The organism is Shewanella sp. A32 (assembly GCF_029167175.1).
GTDB classification, from domain to species: domain Bacteria; phylum Pseudomonadota; class Gammaproteobacteria; order Enterobacterales; family Shewanellaceae; genus Shewanella; species Shewanella yunxiaonensis.
Window position 1 is genome coordinate 106,058 of record NZ_JARFTS010000010.1, and the last position, 16,045, is coordinate 122,102.

Genomic DNA, 16,045 nt, shown 5'->3' on the forward strand with positions numbered 1-16,045 from the left:
GTTTTATCTTTTAATCTTTATCTCTGAACTGAGGATATTATGGCTAAGATCGTTAAAGTCATTGGTCGCGAAATCATGGATTCGCGCGGTAACCCCACTGTAGAAGCTGAAGTGCATCTGGAAGGTGGATTTATCGGTATGGCGGCAGCGCCATCAGGCGCCTCTACCGGTAGCCGTGAAGCATTGGAACTGCGTGATGGTGACAAAAGCCGTTATTTAGGCAAAGGCGTTCTGAAAGCTGTGGCTAACATTAACGGCCCGATCTGTGATGCACTGTTGGGCAAAGATGCTACAGCCCAAGCTGAGATTGACAACATCATGATTGCACTGGACGGTACCGAAAACAAAGATAAACTCGGTGCTAACGCAATTCTGGCCGTATCATTGGCTGCCGCCAAAGCTGCCGCAGCCTTCAAGGGGATGCCATTGTATGCCCACATCGCCGAGCTGAATGGTACACCCGGTCAGTACAGCATGCCGGTGCCGATGATGAATATTCTCAACGGTGGTGAACATGCTGATAATAACGTCGATATTCAAGAGTTTATGGTTCAGCCTGTAGGTGCAAAAAATTTCCGTGAAGCATTGCGCATGGGTTCTGAAATTTTCCATAATCTGAAGAAAGTCCTGAAAGCCAAAGGATTGAATACTGCCGTTGGTGATGAAGGTGGTTTTGCGCCGAACCTGTCATCTAACGCTGATGCCTTGGCTGTTATCAAAGAAGCGATTGCGGCAGCCGGTTATAATCTGGGTACTGACGTGACTTTGGCTCTGGACTGTGCGGCGTCAGAGTTTTACAAAGATGGTAAGTACGATCTCGCCGGTGAAGGCAAAGTGTTTACCGCCAAAGAATTCTCAGATTTCCTTAAATCACTGACAGAACAATATCCGATCGTGTCTATTGAAGACGGTCTTGATGAGTCTGACTGGGAAGGTTGGGCGTATCTGACCAAGATCCTCGGTGACAAAATTCAGTTGGTGGGTGATGATCTGTTTGTGACCAACACTAAAATCCTGGCTCGCGGTATCGAACAGGGTATCGGTAACTCCATTCTTATCAAGTTCAACCAGATTGGCTCACTGACTGAGACCCTGGCTGCGATTCGCATGGCAAAAGCGGCTGGTTACACGGCTGTGATTTCTCACCGCAGCGGCGAAACTGAAGATGCTACTATTGCGGATCTTGCGGTAGGTACTGCTGCTGGACAGATTAAGACTGGCTCTCTGTGCCGTTCAGATCGTATTGCCAAGTACAACCAACTGTTACGTATCGAAGAACAGTTAGGCGAAAAGGCACCTTTTTGGGGGCGGTCAGCGATTAAAGGTCAGGCATAAGCCTGCTTTTTAGCGACACAGATATAAACTGATGCAAAAAGGCCGCCACTTGGTGGCCTTTTTTGTTGTACTATCTGTCGCAGAACGTTTTATCAGAAATGGTTGCACGCGACTTATGAAACCTTTGCTCTTGTTAGGATGCCTGTTGCTTGGTCTGATGCAGTATCGCTTATGGTGGGGCGAAAATAGCCTCACTGAGTATTATCATTTGGATCATCAGATTGCCGAGCAGCAACAGAATAACGATGAACTGGATGCCAGAAACCAGGCGTTAAAAGAGGAAATTTCTGATTTGCGCAGTGGCAAAGAAGCTATTGAAGAACGTGCGCGCAATGAACTGGGACTCATTAAAAAGGGTGAAACTTTTTATCGGGTAGTTGGTGGCGATCAACGTTCAATGACCGTGTCTAGTAACTGATATATCATGCTGTTCGTCGTCTATATTTCTTAAATGCAGGGCACCATGAAACAATCTGAAACGCAGTTTGATAATGAAGCATATGCGTCTCAATCCGTAGTGGCTATCGTTCCGGCAGCAGGTATTGGCAGTCGTATGGGCGCCAATCGCCCCAAACAATATTTGCCGTTGTTGGATAGCTGCATTCTTGGCATTACGTTGCAACTATTGTTGGACCACCCTGATATTGCACGGGTAGTGGTGGCATTACATTCACAGGATCAATTCTTTTCAACATTATCACAAGCTCAACACCCAAAACTTCATACCGTTGAGGGGGGACTTGAGCGCGCGAATTCGGTTCTGGCCGCATTACAAAATGTCCATGAGACCAATGCCTGGGCTTTGGTACACGACGCCGCAAGACCATGTTTGACTCATCAGGATATCGATAGGCTGTTGGCGGCACGGCAACAATTTCCTCAAGGTGCCATTTTGGCAGCGCCAGTGCGCGATACCATGAAGCGAGCCTCTGCTGATGGTTGTGTAGCGTCCACGGTATCTCGCGAAGCACTTTGGCATGCGCTCACACCCCAGTTATTTCCTGCGCAAGAACTACAACGGAATCTCGCAGCAGCGATTGCAGCCGGTATTCAGGTGACGGATGAAGCTTCGGCTATGGAGTGGGCGGGGGTTCATCCCGGGCTGGTAACCGGCCGGAGTGACAATATTAAGATAACGCATCCGGATGACCTGCCATTGGCAACGTTATATCTGCGTCATCAGCGAGAGCAGCGTTAAGTCCGGAGCAACTGGAGTAATTGATGAAGATACGTATCGGACATGGTTTTGATGTCCATAAATTCGGCGGTGTTCAACCGTTGATCCTCGGCGGTGTTACTGTGCCTTACGAAACGGGTTTGGTTGCACATTCGGATGGTGATGTGGTGCTGCATGCCGTAGCAGATGCGTTGTTGGGGGCGATGGCTCTCGGGGATATAGGACACCATTTCCCTGATACAGATCCTCAGTTTAAAGGGGCTGACAGTCGGGTGTTGCTGCGTCATTGTTTTGAGCTCGTTAGGCAGCGCGGTTTTTGCCTGGGCAATCTTGATGTCACCATTATTGCGCAAGCGCCTAAAATGGCACCGCACATCGACGCGATGAGAATGGTACTGGCGGTCGATTTACAGGCAGAGCTAGATGCGATTAATGTTAAAGCGACTACTACTGAAAAACTTGGGTTTACTGGTCGCAAAGAAGGTATTGCGGTCGAAGCGGTAGTACTGCTGCAATCAGCTGCAGAGGAGCATGTCGCGTGGTAGAACTCCATTATCTATATGGAAAGCCTCATAGTTGTGGGAATCTGCGAACCTACAACGAAGATTTTTTAGTACAGGAATTGCTGCCATTTGCACCAACTGGTGAAGGCGAACATCACTTACTGCATATTCGAAAGAGCGGGTTAAATACCGCTGCGGTAGCGGAAATGCTGGCTAAATTTGCTGGTGTACATCCTAAAGAAGTGACCTTTGCTGGTCAGAAAGATAAAAATGCAGTCACAGAACAATGGTTTGGTATACGCATTCCGGGAAAAGAAACGCCTGATTGGCAACAATTGAATGCCGGCAATTTGCAAGTGTTAGCCAGTCATCGTCATAGCAAAAAACTGAGAATTGGTGCATTGACCGGTAATCGGTTTACGCTGATTTTAAGAGAACTCAGTGATCCTGATGACGTCCAAAAGCGTTTACAGCAGATCCGTGAACATGGTGTGCCTAACTATTTTGGAGAGCAGCGATTCGGTCATCAAGGGGGCAATATCACTAAAGCTCGCGAAATGTTGGCCGGGAGAAAAGTTAAAGACCGTAATAAACGTTCACTCTATCTGTCAGCGTTGCGATCTATGCTGTTTAACGCCGTGACCTCCACCAGATTATCGCAGCATTCTCAAGCATTGTTGGCTGGCGATTGTGTGATGCTGGCTGGAAGCAACAGTTTTTTTGTGGCAGAACAGTGGGATGAAGTCCTTAAACGACGTTTAGCGGAGCAGGATATTCAACTGTCGGCACCATTATGGGGGCGAGGTACACCGTTGTGTACTGGCGATGCCTTAGCATTTGAAAGTCGTGTCCTGGAAGCCTATGCCGATGATCTTAAGGGGCTAGAAGATGTGGGGTTATCTCAGGAGCGGCGACCATTATTTCTGTGTCCGCAAGCGATGAGTTGGTCTTTGATCCCGGAAGGCTTGAAAGTTAGCTTTGTATTACCCGCGGGGGCTTATGCCACCTCGGTATTGCGCGAAGTGCTGGATTATACCGATGTTGCAGAAATGCGCTGGCAACAGGCCGTTGCCGAAAAAGAAGCAAATCAGGGCGGGTAAGCGACGATGAAGATTCTGGTCAGTAATGATGATGGTGTCATGGCTCCAGGGATTAAAGTGCTGACAGAGACACTGTCGCAGGTTGCTTCGGTGCAAACTGTCGCGCCAGATCGTAACTGCTCTGGTGCAAGTAATTCGTTGACCTTGACTAATCCTTTAAGGATTAATAAGTTAGATAACGGTTATATCTCGGTTAACGGTACCCCCACAGATTGCGTGCATTTAGCCATACGTGAACTCTGTAATGGCGAGCCTGATATGGTGGTATCCGGTATTAATGCTGGCGCGAACATGGGTGATGATACCTTATACTCAGGTACGGTGGCGGCTGCTATGGAAGGGCGTTTTCTGGGTTTACCAGCAGTAGCAGTATCTTTAGCGGGGCGGGCATTAACGCATTACGGTACTGCCGCCGCATACACGCTGAAAATTATTGAAGGGCTGAAACGCTTTCCAATCGCCTCCGATCAGATCCTCAATATTAATGTGCCGGACTTACCTATGGATCAGATCCAGGGGATCAGAGTTACCCGACTGGGAACGCGACACAAAGCGGAGGATATGGTGCGAACTACCGATCCTCATGGGCGTGAGATATTCTGGCTTGGCCCTCCTGGAATAGAACTGGATGTGGGCGACGATACCGATTTTTATGCTGTGGCGCAGGGCTTTGTATCTATTACGCCGTTAACAGTAGATTTGACCGCCTATCGTCAGCTATCACAACTGCAACAGTGGATTGAGAAACTATGAGTCGCGCAGCATCTGCATCTGCGGCATTACAGTTAACCCGAAAATTAAGCGAGGCGGGTATCACTCACCCCGCAGTGCTACAGGCGTTGGCAGCAACTCCTCGGGAGATGTTTGTCGATGGTGCACTGGCGCATAAGGCTTATGAGAATACCGCTTTACCAATAGGTTCTGGGCAGACCATTTCTCAGCCCTATATCGTTGGACGTATGACCGAACAGGTGTTAGCGGTCAATCCGACAAAGGTGTTGGAAATTGGCACCGGGTCAGGTTATCAAGCCGCAATTCTGGCGCAACTAGTTCCGCAGTTATACACGGTTGAACGCATTAAAAGTCTTCAAATACAGGCCAGACAGCGACTGAAACGGTTAGATCTGCACAACGTATCGTTTAAATATGGTGACGGGTGGCAAGGTTGGGTCAATCGTGCACCATTTGATGCAATTGTGGTTACTGCCGCTGCTGCTGAGATCCCAGAAGCCTTATTGCAACAGTTAGCGGATGGCGGTGTTCTGATAGTGCCTGTGGGGGAAGATAATCAGCAATTGCTGAGAATTATCCGGCAGGGAGAAAAATATACATCCAGCGTGATTGAAGCGGTTCGATTTGTGCCATTAGTCAGTGGGGCTTTGGCATAAATTTCGTCAAGCGATTAGAGAGGAATGGAGTGTCCCAGGAAGAACGTCATAGCGCTTTTCAAATATTGTGCCGAAGGCTCTGCTATGGCGTGGTAATCGTTGCCGCGATATTGTCCGTTTCAGCGTGTAGCTTCCAGTCTTATCATCCCGCTCCCGTTTATTCGGTTAGCGGATCCCGCCCGATTATTGCAAAGGGCTATCTCAACTCAGCTAAAACTTACAAAGTGAATAAAGGTGATACTCTGTATTCAATCGCTTGGGCAGCGGATAAAGATTATCAAGAGTTGGCCAAGATAAATCGTCTAGACAGTGCTTACACCATTTACCCTGGGCAGATACTTCACCTGAACCCCATTTCATCAAATAAAAAAGCACATAATTTGAGCAATTACTCCAAACGTAAGAATGAAAAATATGGAGAAAAAATTAATAAAAAACAAAATGATAAATTAAAAAATGCAACAGTTCAGTCAGTGCGACCGGCATCACAAAAAACACTTGATTCCGATCACAAGTCTGCGTACTCTGTAACCACTAGTAAACAAGATGTTAACGGAATTATCCACAGTTCAGGTGCCATCTTACCTGACGAAGTTGGTCAATGGTTGTGGCCAGCGAACGGGAATGTGGTAGCAACTTTTTCTAGTACCGAGCAAGGCAATAGAGGGATAAAGATTGCCGGTAACCGTGGCGATATTATAAAAGCCGCTGCAGATGGTCGGGTTGTCTATGCGGGTAATGCTTTACGAGGATATGGGAATCTCGTCATTATCAAGCACAGTGATGATTATCTTAGTGCGTACGCCCATACCGATAAAATCTTAGTTAAGGAACAGCAAAACGTGTCCGCAGGACAGACTATTGCCACGATGGGAAGTACAGGTACCGACCAAGTAATGTTGCATTTTGAAATTCGTTACCATGGTCAATCTGTTAACCCACTAAAATATTTACCCAAACGTTGATGGTTTGGCGCCACTTTGGCATTGGAGGAAAACGCCAGATGTAGATTGTTTATCCAAATTTTGGGAGAGCACATTATGAGCCGAAATAATACCAACGCTTCCGTGCAAGAATTTGAAGATTTTTCAGTTGAGATGGATTTACAGCAGGCTGATGCCTTAGCAGAGCGCGTACAGGATGATCTGCAAAAGAATTTAGATGCCACTCAGCTGTATTTAAGTGAAATCGGTTTTTCCCCCTTATTAACTGCCGAAGAGGAAGTTTATTTTTCGCGCAAAGCTCTCCGCGGTTGTGAAAAATCGCGCAACCGAATGATTGAAAGCAATCTACGATTGGTAGTAAAAATTGCCCGTCGTTATAACAATCGCGGGTTAGCACTGCTTGATCTGATCGAGGAAGGTAATCTCGGCCTCATTCGGGCCGTAGAAAAATTTGACCCAGAACGAGGCTTCCGTTTCTCTACATATGCTACATGGTGGATCCGTCAAACTATTGAACGGGCCATTATGAATCAGACCCGTACTATTCGCTTACCTATTCATGTTGTAAAAGAACTTAACGTTTATCTGCGTACCGCCCGGGAACTAGCACACAAGTTGGACCATGAGCCTACTGCGGAAGAGATCGCGTCAAAGTTAGAACTGCCAAGTGCAGACGTTAGTCGCATGCTTAAGCTTAATGAAAAAATTACGTCGGTGGATACACCCATCGGTGGTGATAATGAAAAAGCTTTATTGGATGTGTTGCCTGACGATGATAGCTATACACCAGATGCGCAGGTACAGGATGAGGATATCTCTAAATCTGTGGTGAAATGGCTGAATGAACTAAGCACCAAACAGCGGGAAGTGTTAGCGCGCCGTTTTGGTCTGCTGGGATATGAGCCAGCAACGCTGGAGGATGTCGGCGCTGAAATTGGTCTGACTCGAGAACGAGTCAGACAGATCCAGGTGGAAGCGTTAAAACGTCTGCGTGATATGATTTCAGGGCAAGGGTTGTCAGTAGAAGCCCTGTTTAAAATGTAATTCAGTCGCTGTTTGGATTAAAAAGCGCACATAAACGTGCGCTTTTTTGTGTCAGTTACTGTTATTCAGCTAAGGAGATGTTTAGTGCTGTTTCGCTAATGTTTGCAGTTTGTATAACAAATCCAGTGCCGATTTTGGCGTCAGTTCATCAAGGTTGAGTCGCTTAAGCGTTAGTTCCACTTCTGAAATTTCATTTTCAAATGGCAGGCTGGATTGCAGCGGTGTAACGGCACCTTGGTGCTGGTGGCTGTCTCTCGCTTCCAACTCTTTCAATTTCATTTTGGCAGCTTTGATCACCGTCGTCGGTACGCCAGCCAGCGCCGCTACCTGTAACCCATAACTTTTACTGGCCGCGCCTTCCTGTACGGCATGCATAAACACAATGGTGTCGGCATGTTCCATGGCATCCAGGTGCACATTTATGACCTGTGGTAATAACTCAGATAGCTGCGTTAATTCGAAATAGTGGGTGGCAAACAGCGTTAAGGCTCCTAATTGACGAGCCAGGTATTCTGCGGCTGCCCAGGCCAATGACATCCCATCATAGGTTGAAGTACCTCGACCAATTTCATCCATCAGTACCAAACTATTGGCCGTGGCATTGTGCAGAATATTTGCCGTTTCTGTCATCTCAACCATAAAGGTAGAGCGGCCTGAAGCCAGATCATCAGAGGCCCCAATTCGCGTAAAAATTCTGTCAACCGGGCCAATCGTGGCGTGCGCTGCTGGGACAAAACTGCCGATGTGGGCCATCAGTGTGATCAAGGCTACCTGACGCATATAGGTGGATTTACCGCCCATATTGGGACCGGTCACAATGAGCATTCGTCGGTTTGGATTTAGGACAACCGGATTCGCGATAAAAGGCGATTGACTCACTCTTTCGACCACAGGATGTCGCCCTTCGTCGATATCAATACCGGTGCTGTCAGTCAGGTTAGGCTGGCAGTAACCAAAGGATTCAGCCCGTTCAGCAAAATTACTCAACACATCCAGTTCTGATGCTGCCACCGCGAAGCACTGTAGTGCATAAAGTTTGGGTAGCAGAAGGTCGAACAGTTCGTCCCATAACTGTTTTTCCAGTGCTAAGGCTTTGCCCTGACTCGAAAGCACTTTCTCCTCATACTCTTTTAACTCAGGAATAATATAGCGTTCGGTATTTTTCAGCGTCTGACGACGTTGGTAACTCAAAGGAACCTGTGCCGATTGTCCGCGGGATACTTCAATGTAATAACCATGTACCCGATTAAACCCAACTTTTAATGTTGCAATACCAGTTCGTTCTTTTTCTCGTACTTCCAACTGCTGTAAATAATCGGACGCGCCGTCGCTCAAGCTTCGCCACTCATCAAGTTCAGCGTTATAGCCTTCGCGAATGACACCTCCATCACGAATTAGTACGGGCGGATTATCAATGATGGCGCGCTGTAACAGTGACAATTCCTCAGGAAATTCGCTGATCTGCTCGCTGAGGTAACGCAGGTGTGGTTGCTTCATCGTACTGAGTTGTTGTTGGATCTCAGGAAGCAGTTCTAAGGCCTGACGCAAACGCGCTAGATCCCGCGGTCTGGCATTACGGATCGCTAAACGGGCGACAATTCGTTCAACGTCTCCCAGCGATTTCAACACGTCGTGCAGCTGTTCATACTGTCCGCAAGACAGCAATTCCGCCACTGCATTATGCCGTGCTTCAATCAATGTGCGACTGCGTAGTGGTTGATGGATCCAGCGTTGCAGCATACGGCTACCCATTGGCGTTGCGGTGGCATCCAATACCGACGCAAGGGTATTTTCGCGACCGCCAGATAAGTTCTGTGTTAACTCCAGGTTTCGTCTGGTGGCCGCATCCAGCACTATGCTGTCACTTGGGCTGAACTGATGAATCGCATTGATATGGGGCAGGGCGGTGCGCTGAGTATCACGCACATATTGCATTAAGCAGCCAGCCGCTTGCAGCGACAAGCGCGCTTGATGAATGCCAAATCCCTGTAAGTCTTTGGTACCGAACTGGTCCAATAAAAAGCGCATTGCGGTATCAAAATCAAATTCCCACTCTGGACGGCGACGTTTACCTTTGATGCTGCTTAGCAGTTGTTGCTGCGAGAAATCCTCGCTATATAGCAGCTCTGCGGGTCTGGTTCGTTGCAACTCAGCTTCTAGACTTTCAAGATCTTCCAGTTCTGTAACGATGAAACGTCCTGACGCAACATCTAGCGTGGCATAGCCGAAGCCAGTTTTCCCCTCATAAACTGCAGCTAGCAGGTTATCCTGCCGCTCTTGTAGCAATGCTTCATCAGTCAGTGTTCCGGGGGTAACGATACGTACAACTTTGCGTTCAACCGGTCCTTTTGCCAACGCAGGGTCACCAATCTGTTCACAGATTGCCACGGATTCGCCCTGTTGCACCAGTTTCGCCAGGTAGGTTTCCACTGCATGATAGGGGATGCCCGCCATGGGAATCGGCTCTCCGCCACTCTTACCTCGAGCAGTCAATGAGATCCCCAGCAGCTCGGAGGCGCGACGTGCGTCATCGTAAAACAGCTCGTAAAAGTCTCCCATGCGATAAAACAGCAACATATCGCTGTGTTGGGCCTTCGTCGACAGGTACTGCCGCATCATGGGGGTGTGCTTTTCGAGATCGTCATCGAGGCTAATAGCTGAATTTTGCATCATAAACTTGTGCGGGTCTTTCCTTCGTTATCCGGACAATGATGTCCGCAATCTGGATGGCAATATTAACAGTTATTTGAAAGTGATGAAGTTTACTCTCACAAATTTTGCCATCTCTTTGATACAAAAAGGACATTGTTGCTAATGCATTATTAATGCAAATAAATTAATCATACACAGGACTTGATACTGTATGATTGTACAGTATACTACTGGATAAACGTGATAACGATTTATACCCGATTGGGTGCAGACAGGCATTTCAGACAACAATTTGGTTGTCGTAAGAGGGAACCAGAATGAAGATTGATCCGAATAAAGAGAAAGCGTTAAACGCCGTGTTGGGCCAGATTGAAAAGCAGTTTGGTAAAGGCTCGATTATGAAATTGGGTGAAGATCGAAGCATGGATGTGGAAACGATTTCCACCGGTTCGCTCTCTCTGGATATCGCATTAGGGGCTGGAGGCTTACCATTAGGCCGTATCGTTGAAATTTACGGACCTGAATCTTCTGGTAAAACTACGCTTACCTTAGAAGTGATCGCTGCCGCGCAACGGGAAGGCAAGGTTTGTGCTTTTATCGATGCCGAACATGCTTTGGATCCTATTTATGCCCGTAAGTTAGGGGTAGATATTGATAATCTGCTGTGTTCTCAGCCAGATACTGGGGAGCAGGCATTGGAAATCTGTGATGCTCTGACTCGCAGTGGTGCTGTGGATGTCATCATCGTCGACTCGGTAGCAGCGTTAACACCCAAAGCAGAAATTGAAGGGGAAATTGGTGACTCTCACATGGGCTTGGCAGCACGAATGATGAGTCAGGCCATGCGTAAGCTCGCTGGTAATCTCAAACAATCCAACACCTTGCTTATATTTATTAACCAAATCCGTATGAAGATTGGGGTGATGTTTGGTAACCCGGAAACCACAACCGGTGGTAACGCGCTGAAATTCTATGCGTCCGTGCGTCTGGATATTCGTCGTACGGGTTCTATCAAAGAAGGTGATGAAGTCGTTGGTAACGAAACGCGCGTTAAGGTGGTGAAAAACAAAGTTGCTGCACCATTCAAACAAGCCGATTTCCAGATCTTATATGGTCAAGGCATCAACCGAGTTGGTGAATTGGTCGATCTTGGTGTGGCTCATAAGTTGATTGAAAAGGCTGGCGCTTGGTATAGCTACAAAGGCGATAAAATTGGCCAGGGCCGAGCCAACGCGGGCAAATTCCTGCAGGATAATCCAGAAGTGGCGCAGGAGATTGATACCCAGTTGCGGGAAATGCTGCTGCATAAAGGTGGTGTTGGTGCAACAGCGGCTACTGAAACCGTTGGTGAAGATAATATCGATATGGAAACCGGAGAAATCTTCTGAGCGATTCACTGATGGATATCGCGGTTGCGCTGCTAGCGCGCCGCGATTACAGTCGGGGAGAATTGTGTTCCCGGCTGGCAGATAAAGGATTTACCAAAACAGATATTGATGTGGCTGCCAGTACATTAGAAGCCAAGGGTTTTATCGATGATTCACGCTATGCCGGTGCTTTAGTTCGCGCTCAGATTGCCAAAGGGCATGGACCGACACGCATTCGCCAAAGTGGATTACAAAAGGGGTTATCTAAAGACTGTATTGATGGAGCGTTAGCTGCTGCTGATTGTGATTGGTTTGCGTTAGCTCGTGAAAGAGCGTTAAAGAAGTATGGCAACAATGCCAGCGCAGTTGATGCTAAAGAACGTGCTAGACGGATTCGGCACTTGATAGGGCAAGGCTTTAGCTATGATCAGATAGCTTATGGACTTGATTATGATCCTTACGAGTAAGCATCACACAGTTAACTTGTTTCATACAAATAGTGGTTACTAATACAGGTTACTGCTCTAAAAGGGGCTTTTCAGCCTTAGATTTTTTACGCGTTTACCACTCTTCTTAATTACCCGGTTTTTCATTGCTCCTTGCTTGGTTAGCTATCGCGCTAAATATCGGGCTGATGTCCTTTTTGTTGTTAATATATCCACTCTGACCTGGGTGATTCTGATTGGTATTCTGTGCCTGCACGCTTATAATGACTGACTATTACGCGTAACAGTGGCCGGCAGCCTAGCTCCAGGCCATTTTTTGTAGTTTACAGCCCAAGTTATTCAGGACGATTTCATGTATCAGACCACCGCCGCACTGCGAAGTGCATTTCTGGAGTTTTTCCGAAAAAATGGTCATCAGGTAGTAGACAGCAGTTCCCTGGTGCCAGGGAATGACCCAACACTGCTGTTCACTAATGCCGGGATGAACCAGTTTAAAGATGTGTTCCTTGGCAATGATAAACGCAGTTACAGCCGCGCGACTACCGCGCAGCGTTGTGTAAGAGCTGGCGGTAAACATAACGATCTGGATAACGTCGGTTACACTGCACGTCACCATACATTCTTCGAAATGTTAGGTAATTTTAGTTTCGGTGACTATTTCAAACACGATGCGATTCGCTTTGCCTGGACCTTTTTGACTGAAGAGTTAAAACTTCCAAAAGAAAAGCTGTGCGTTACCGTCTACCAGAATGACGATGAAGCCTTCAATATCTGGAATAAAGAGATAGGTATTCCGGCAGAAGATATTATTCGCATCGGCGACAATAAAGGCGCGCCATATGCGTCCGACAATTTCTGGCAGATGGGCGATACCGGTCCTTGCGGTCCTTGTACGGAAATCTTTTACGATCACGGCGCACACATCTGGGGTGGCCGTCCAGGTACACCAGAAGAAGACGGTGATCGTTTTATCGAAATTTGGAATATCGTGTTCATGCAGTTCAACCGTCAAGCAGACGGTAGTATGCTGCCATTGCCGAAGCCGTCAGTAGATACCGGCATGGGACTCGAACGTATCTCTGCGATTATGCAGAAGGTACATTCCAACTATGAAATCGACGTATTCAAAATTCTGATTGCCAAGGCGGCAGAAATCATTGGTGTCAGTGATCTTGAAGAAAAATCCCTGCGGGTAATCGCCGACCATATTCGTTCCTGTGCCTTTCTGGTCGCTGATGGTGTAATGCCGTCCAACGAAGGTCGAGGTTATGTGTTGCGCCGTATTATTCGCCGTGCCGTGCGCCACGGGTACAAGCTCGGTGCCACAGATACGTTCTTCTACAAATTAGTGCCCACTCTGATTGAAGTGATGGGCGATGCGGCTAAAGATCTTAAAGCAACCCAAAGCGTTGTTGAAAATGCCTTGAAAGCCGAAGAAGAACAGTTTGCTCGCACACTGGAACGTGGCTTAGGTATCCTCGATGGCGCATTAGCCGATCTTAAAGGCGATGTACTTGATGGTGAAACAGCCTTCAAACTATACGATACCTATGGCTTCCCATTAGATCTGACTGCAGACGTTTGTCGTGAGCGCAACATTACCGTAGATGAAGCTGGTTTCGATGTCGCCATGGCGGCTCAGCGCAGCCGCGCTCAAGCTGCGGGTCAATTTGCTGCGGACTACAATGCAGGTATCAAAACTGATATCAACAGTCATTTCTGTGGTTATGACGCATTAACCGGTGAAGGCAAGGTTCAGGCAATCTATGTGAACGGTCAACTGGTAGATGCGTTATTGCCTGGACAGGAAGCCGTAATTATTCTCGACAATACCCCTTTTTATGGTGAGTCAGGTGGTCAGGTAGGCGATAAAGGCCAACTGTTGGCTGAGGCTGCTGAGTTTGATGTACAAGATACCCAGAAATATGTTCAGGCAATCGGGCATATTGGGGTACTCACTAGCGGTAGTCTCAAGCTAGGTCAGACCGTAAAAGCATTAGTAGACAAAAAGTTGCGTCACCGGACGCAGTTAAACCACTCTGTGACACACCTATTACATGCAGCCCTGCGCAAGGTCTTGGGAACTCATGTGGCGCAAAAAGGCTCGTTGGTTGAACCTGAACGGTTGCGTTTTGACTTCTCTCATTTTGAAGCGATGACTGCAGCGCAACTGCAAGAAGTGGAAGATCTGGTGAACACACAGATCCGCCGCAATCATCAATTGCAGACCGCAGAAATGGATCTGGAACAGGCGAAAGCCAAAGGGGCAATGGCGCTGTTTGGCGAAAAATATGATACCCGTGTTCGCGTTGTGACTATGGGCGATTTTTCTGTGGAATTATGCGGTGGTACCCACGTGGGGCGTACCGGTGATATCGGCGTTTTCAAGATTGTTTCTGAAAGTGGTATTGCTGCTGGCATTCGGCGTATTGAAGCCGTCACTGGCGCAGCTGCCATGGCATATATTGCCCAGCAGCAACAGGAACTGGCTGAAGCTGCGGCATTGCTCAAAGGTGATACTCACTCTGTTGTTGCTAAGCTTAAAGCGCATTTAGATCGCGCTAAGCAACTGGAGAAAGAAATTTCGCAGCTAAAAGATAAATTGGCTGCTGCTGCAAGCGCTGATTTAGTCACTGAAGCGACTAATGTATCAGGCACTAAGGTACTGGTTAAATTGCTGGAAGGGGTTGATGCGGGCGCTTTACGCGGATTGCAGGATGAACTGAAACAAAAATTGCAATCAGGTATCGTGGTTCTTGGCACTGCTCATGATGACAAGGTTAACCTAATCGCGGGTGTGACCAAGGATCTTACTGCTAAAGTCAAAGCGGGTGACTTGGTGGCAATGGTTGCCGCTCAGGTGGGGGGAAAAGGTGGTGGCCGTCCTGATATGGCTCAGGCTGGCGGAAGCGAACCAGAAAAACTCCCCGCTGCTCTGGCATCGGTGTTACCTTGGCTTCAGGAACGTCTGTAAGTCATTAATCTGAGCGACTGGTGAACGCCTTTTTATCAGTGTCATTCTCAGTCGTCAGTAAACGGTCGGCGCTAAATCAATGGGTTCTGTGGAGCCCATTGATTTAGCGCCGACCTATTTTTGATATCACATGAGATGAGCGCGAACGTTATTGCCAGCAACCTGCGAACAGGGAATCCAATGGACTTTAGTTTTTGGCCCCCCTAGCTGTTGCTACGGAACCCCGAATCGTGTCGGTGAGTGTTCATAAAAAACAGCTATGTGTGACATAAGTAGGCGGCGCATGCTTAAATTTATCATTGTTAAGCTGCGGAATTTACAGACGACATATTCGTCAGATGAATAACTGACGCATATGCTGATAGGGCTGTTCGCGTGCTGCATCACGGTTTTTGACTAAATAAGGTATCGCAAAACAAGGGTTTTAGTATTGAATACTATTATTTTGTACTAAGCTCACCTTATAATAGACATCAGAACGGATAAGCGCCGTAATAAAGATATGGATAATAGAGGAGCAATCTAATGCTGATTTTGACCCGCCGAGTTGGCGAAACACTGATGATTGGTGACGAAGTCACAGTGACTGTGTTGGGGGTAAAAGGCAACCAGGTGCGTATCGGCGTAAATGCGCCCAAAGAAGTCTCTGTGCATCGTGAAGAGATTTATCAACGCATTCAGTCCGAAAAGAGCGGCTCTTCTTCTGAAGGCGGCGACTATTGATCCTATGCTGTTGGATCTGCCTGATGTAGTCTGAAGAGCCAGCTTTGATAGCTGGCTTTTTATTTACTCAACATCTAAAAAGCCTTGTTTTTGGCGGTGTTGCAGCGTTATTGCGCGATATGATTAAAAACAGGGCAAACGGTTTGCCTTTCCCAAAAAGCGTTTGACTTATTTTCTTCAAACAGTAATATGTGCGCCAAGAAAAAGCGGAGAGGTGGCCGAGTGGCCGAAGGCGCTCCCCTGCTAAGGGAGTATGGGCTTTAACTCCCATCGAGGGTTCGAATCCCTCCTTCTCCGCCATTTTCTTAACGAAAAAACTGCGCATGTAGCTCAGCTGGATAGAGTACCTGGCTACGAACCAGGTGGTCGGAGGTTCGACTCCTTCCATGCGC

General features: G+C 47.5%; 14 protein-coding genes and 2 tRNA genes. 15 read left to right on the top strand and 1 reads right to left on the bottom strand.

Going from position 1 to position 16,045, the window contains the following annotated elements; translation table 11 throughout:
- Positions 1–39 precede the first annotated feature (39 nt).
- The 9 genes from eno (at position 40) to rpoS (ending at position 7,491) form a co-directional block, all read left to right on the top strand.
- The gene (gene eno / locus PY479_RS09690; protein ID WP_275483624.1) at positions 40–1,335 is read left to right on the top strand and encodes a phosphopyruvate hydratase; all 1,296 of its coding nucleotides are present in this window, start codon (positions 40–42) and stop codon (positions 1,333–1,335) included.
- 115 nt (positions 1,336–1,450) lie between these two features.
- Entirely contained in the window at positions 1,451–1,753 is a 303-nt protein-coding gene (gene ftsB / locus PY479_RS09695; protein ID WP_212593885.1) for a cell division protein FtsB, read from the top strand.
- Positions 1,754–1,798: 45 nt separating this feature from the next.
- Entirely contained in the window at positions 1,799–2,533 is a 735-nt protein-coding gene (ispD, locus tag PY479_RS09700) for a 2-C-methyl-D-erythritol 4-phosphate cytidylyltransferase (protein WP_228730323.1), read from the top strand.
- Between the two features lie 23 nt (positions 2,534–2,556).
- Entirely contained in the window at positions 2,557–3,057 is a 501-nt protein-coding gene (ispF, locus tag PY479_RS09705) for a 2-C-methyl-D-erythritol 2,4-cyclodiphosphate synthase (protein ID WP_275483625.1), read from the top strand.
- Complete coding sequence (locus tag PY479_RS09710) at positions 3,051–4,115, top strand: tRNA pseudouridine(13) synthase TruD (protein ID WP_275483626.1); 1,065 nt, start codon at positions 3,051–3,053, stop codon at positions 4,113–4,115. Before ispF ends, PY479_RS09710 begins: the two co-directional genes overlap by 7 nt.
- A gap of 6 nt (positions 4,116–4,121) precedes the next feature.
- Positions 4,122–4,868 (top strand): 5'/3'-nucleotidase SurE, encoded by a 747-nt coding sequence (gene surE / locus PY479_RS09715; protein ID WP_212593881.1) that lies wholly within the window; start codon positions 4,122–4,124, stop codon positions 4,866–4,868.
- On the top strand, positions 4,865–5,503 hold the full coding sequence (locus PY479_RS09720) for a protein-L-isoaspartate(D-aspartate) O-methyltransferase (RefSeq protein ID WP_275483627.1): 639 nt from the start codon (positions 4,865–4,867) through the stop codon (positions 5,501–5,503). Before surE ends, PY479_RS09720 begins: the two co-directional genes overlap by 4 nt.
- Positions 5,504–5,568: 65 nt before the next feature.
- Positions 5,569–6,468: a peptidoglycan DD-metalloendopeptidase family protein gene (locus PY479_RS09725; protein WP_275483630.1), complete on the top strand. Its 900-nt coding sequence runs from the start codon at positions 5,569–5,571 to the stop codon at positions 6,466–6,468.
- 132 nt (positions 6,469–6,600) lie between these two features.
- Positions 6,601–7,491 carry an RNA polymerase sigma factor RpoS gene (gene rpoS / locus PY479_RS09730; protein ID WP_228730484.1) on the top strand — a complete coding sequence of 297 codons (891 nt, stop codon included), beginning with the start codon at positions 6,601–6,603 and terminating at the stop codon, positions 7,489–7,491.
- An 81-nt stretch (positions 7,492–7,572) separates the two neighbouring features.
- Here the strand turns inward: rpoS and mutS are convergent, their stop codons facing one another.
- Entirely contained in the window at positions 7,573–10,161 is a 2,589-nt protein-coding gene (gene mutS / locus PY479_RS09735) for a DNA mismatch repair protein MutS (protein WP_275483631.1), read from the bottom strand.
- 299 nt (positions 10,162–10,460) lie between these two features.
- Here mutS and recA point away from each other — a divergent pair, with 299 nt between their 5' ends.
- The 6 genes from recA (at position 10,461) to PY479_RS09765 (ending at position 16,045) form a co-directional block, all read left to right on the top strand.
- Complete coding sequence (gene recA / locus PY479_RS09740; protein WP_212593877.1) at positions 10,461–11,531, top strand: recombinase RecA; 1,071 nt, start codon at positions 10,461–10,463, stop codon at positions 11,529–11,531.
- An 11-nt stretch (positions 11,532–11,542) separates the two neighbouring features.
- The gene (locus PY479_RS09745) at positions 11,543–11,977 is read left to right on the top strand and encodes a regulatory protein RecX (RefSeq protein ID WP_212593876.1); all 435 of its coding nucleotides are present in this window, start codon (positions 11,543–11,545) and stop codon (positions 11,975–11,977) included.
- A 331-nt stretch (positions 11,978–12,308) separates the two neighbouring features.
- On the top strand, positions 12,309–14,930 hold the full coding sequence (gene alaS, locus PY479_RS09750; RefSeq protein ID WP_275483628.1) for an alanine--tRNA ligase: 2,622 nt from the start codon (positions 12,309–12,311) through the stop codon (positions 14,928–14,930).
- A gap of 525 nt (positions 14,931–15,455) precedes the next feature.
- Positions 15,456–15,653, top strand: coding sequence for a carbon storage regulator CsrA (csrA, locus tag PY479_RS09755; protein ID WP_133039664.1), 198 nt, complete (start codon positions 15,456–15,458; stop codon positions 15,651–15,653).
- 208 nt (positions 15,654–15,861) lie between these two features.
- Positions 15,862–15,953: transfer RNA gene (locus PY479_RS09760), tRNA-Ser, on the top strand.
- A gap of 19 nt (positions 15,954–15,972) precedes the next feature.
- Positions 15,973–16,045 (top strand) — tRNA-Arg (locus PY479_RS09765).

What these genes read in the sequence shown, in the direction of transcription:
- eno (WP_275483624.1), top strand. Translation starts at nt 40, where the DNA reads ATGGCTAAGATCGTTAAAGTCATTGGTCGCGAAATCATGGATTCGCGC.
- ftsB (WP_212593885.1), top strand. Translation starts at nt 1,451, where the DNA reads ATGAAACCTTTGCTCTTGTTAGGATGCCTGTTGCTTGGTCTGATGCAG.
- ispD (WP_228730323.1), top strand. Translation starts at nt 1,799, where the DNA reads ATGAAACAATCTGAAACGCAGTTTGATAATGAAGCATATGCGTCTCAA.
- ispF (WP_275483625.1), top strand. Translation starts at nt 2,557, where the DNA reads ATGAAGATACGTATCGGACATGGTTTTGATGTCCATAAATTCGGCGGT.
- surE (WP_212593881.1), top strand. Translation starts at nt 4,122, where the DNA reads ATGAAGATTCTGGTCAGTAATGATGATGGTGTCATGGCTCCAGGGATT.
- PY479_RS09720 (WP_275483627.1), top strand. Translation starts at nt 4,865, where the DNA reads ATGAGTCGCGCAGCATCTGCATCTGCGGCATTACAGTTAACCCGAAAA.
- rpoS (WP_228730484.1), top strand. Translation starts at nt 6,601, where the DNA reads ATGGATTTACAGCAGGCTGATGCCTTAGCAGAGCGCGTACAGGATGAT.
- mutS (WP_275483631.1), bottom strand. Translation starts at nt 10,161, where the DNA reads ATGCAAAATTCAGCTATTAGCCTCGATGACGATCTCGAAAAGCACACC.
- recA (WP_212593877.1), top strand. Translation starts at nt 10,461, where the DNA reads ATGAAGATTGATCCGAATAAAGAGAAAGCGTTAAACGCCGTGTTGGGC.
- PY479_RS09745 (WP_212593876.1), top strand. Translation starts at nt 11,543, where the DNA reads ATGGATATCGCGGTTGCGCTGCTAGCGCGCCGCGATTACAGTCGGGGA.
- alaS (WP_275483628.1), top strand. Translation starts at nt 12,309, where the DNA reads ATGTATCAGACCACCGCCGCACTGCGAAGTGCATTTCTGGAGTTTTTC.
- csrA (WP_133039664.1), top strand. Translation starts at nt 15,456, where the DNA reads ATGCTGATTTTGACCCGCCGAGTTGGCGAAACACTGATGATTGGTGAC.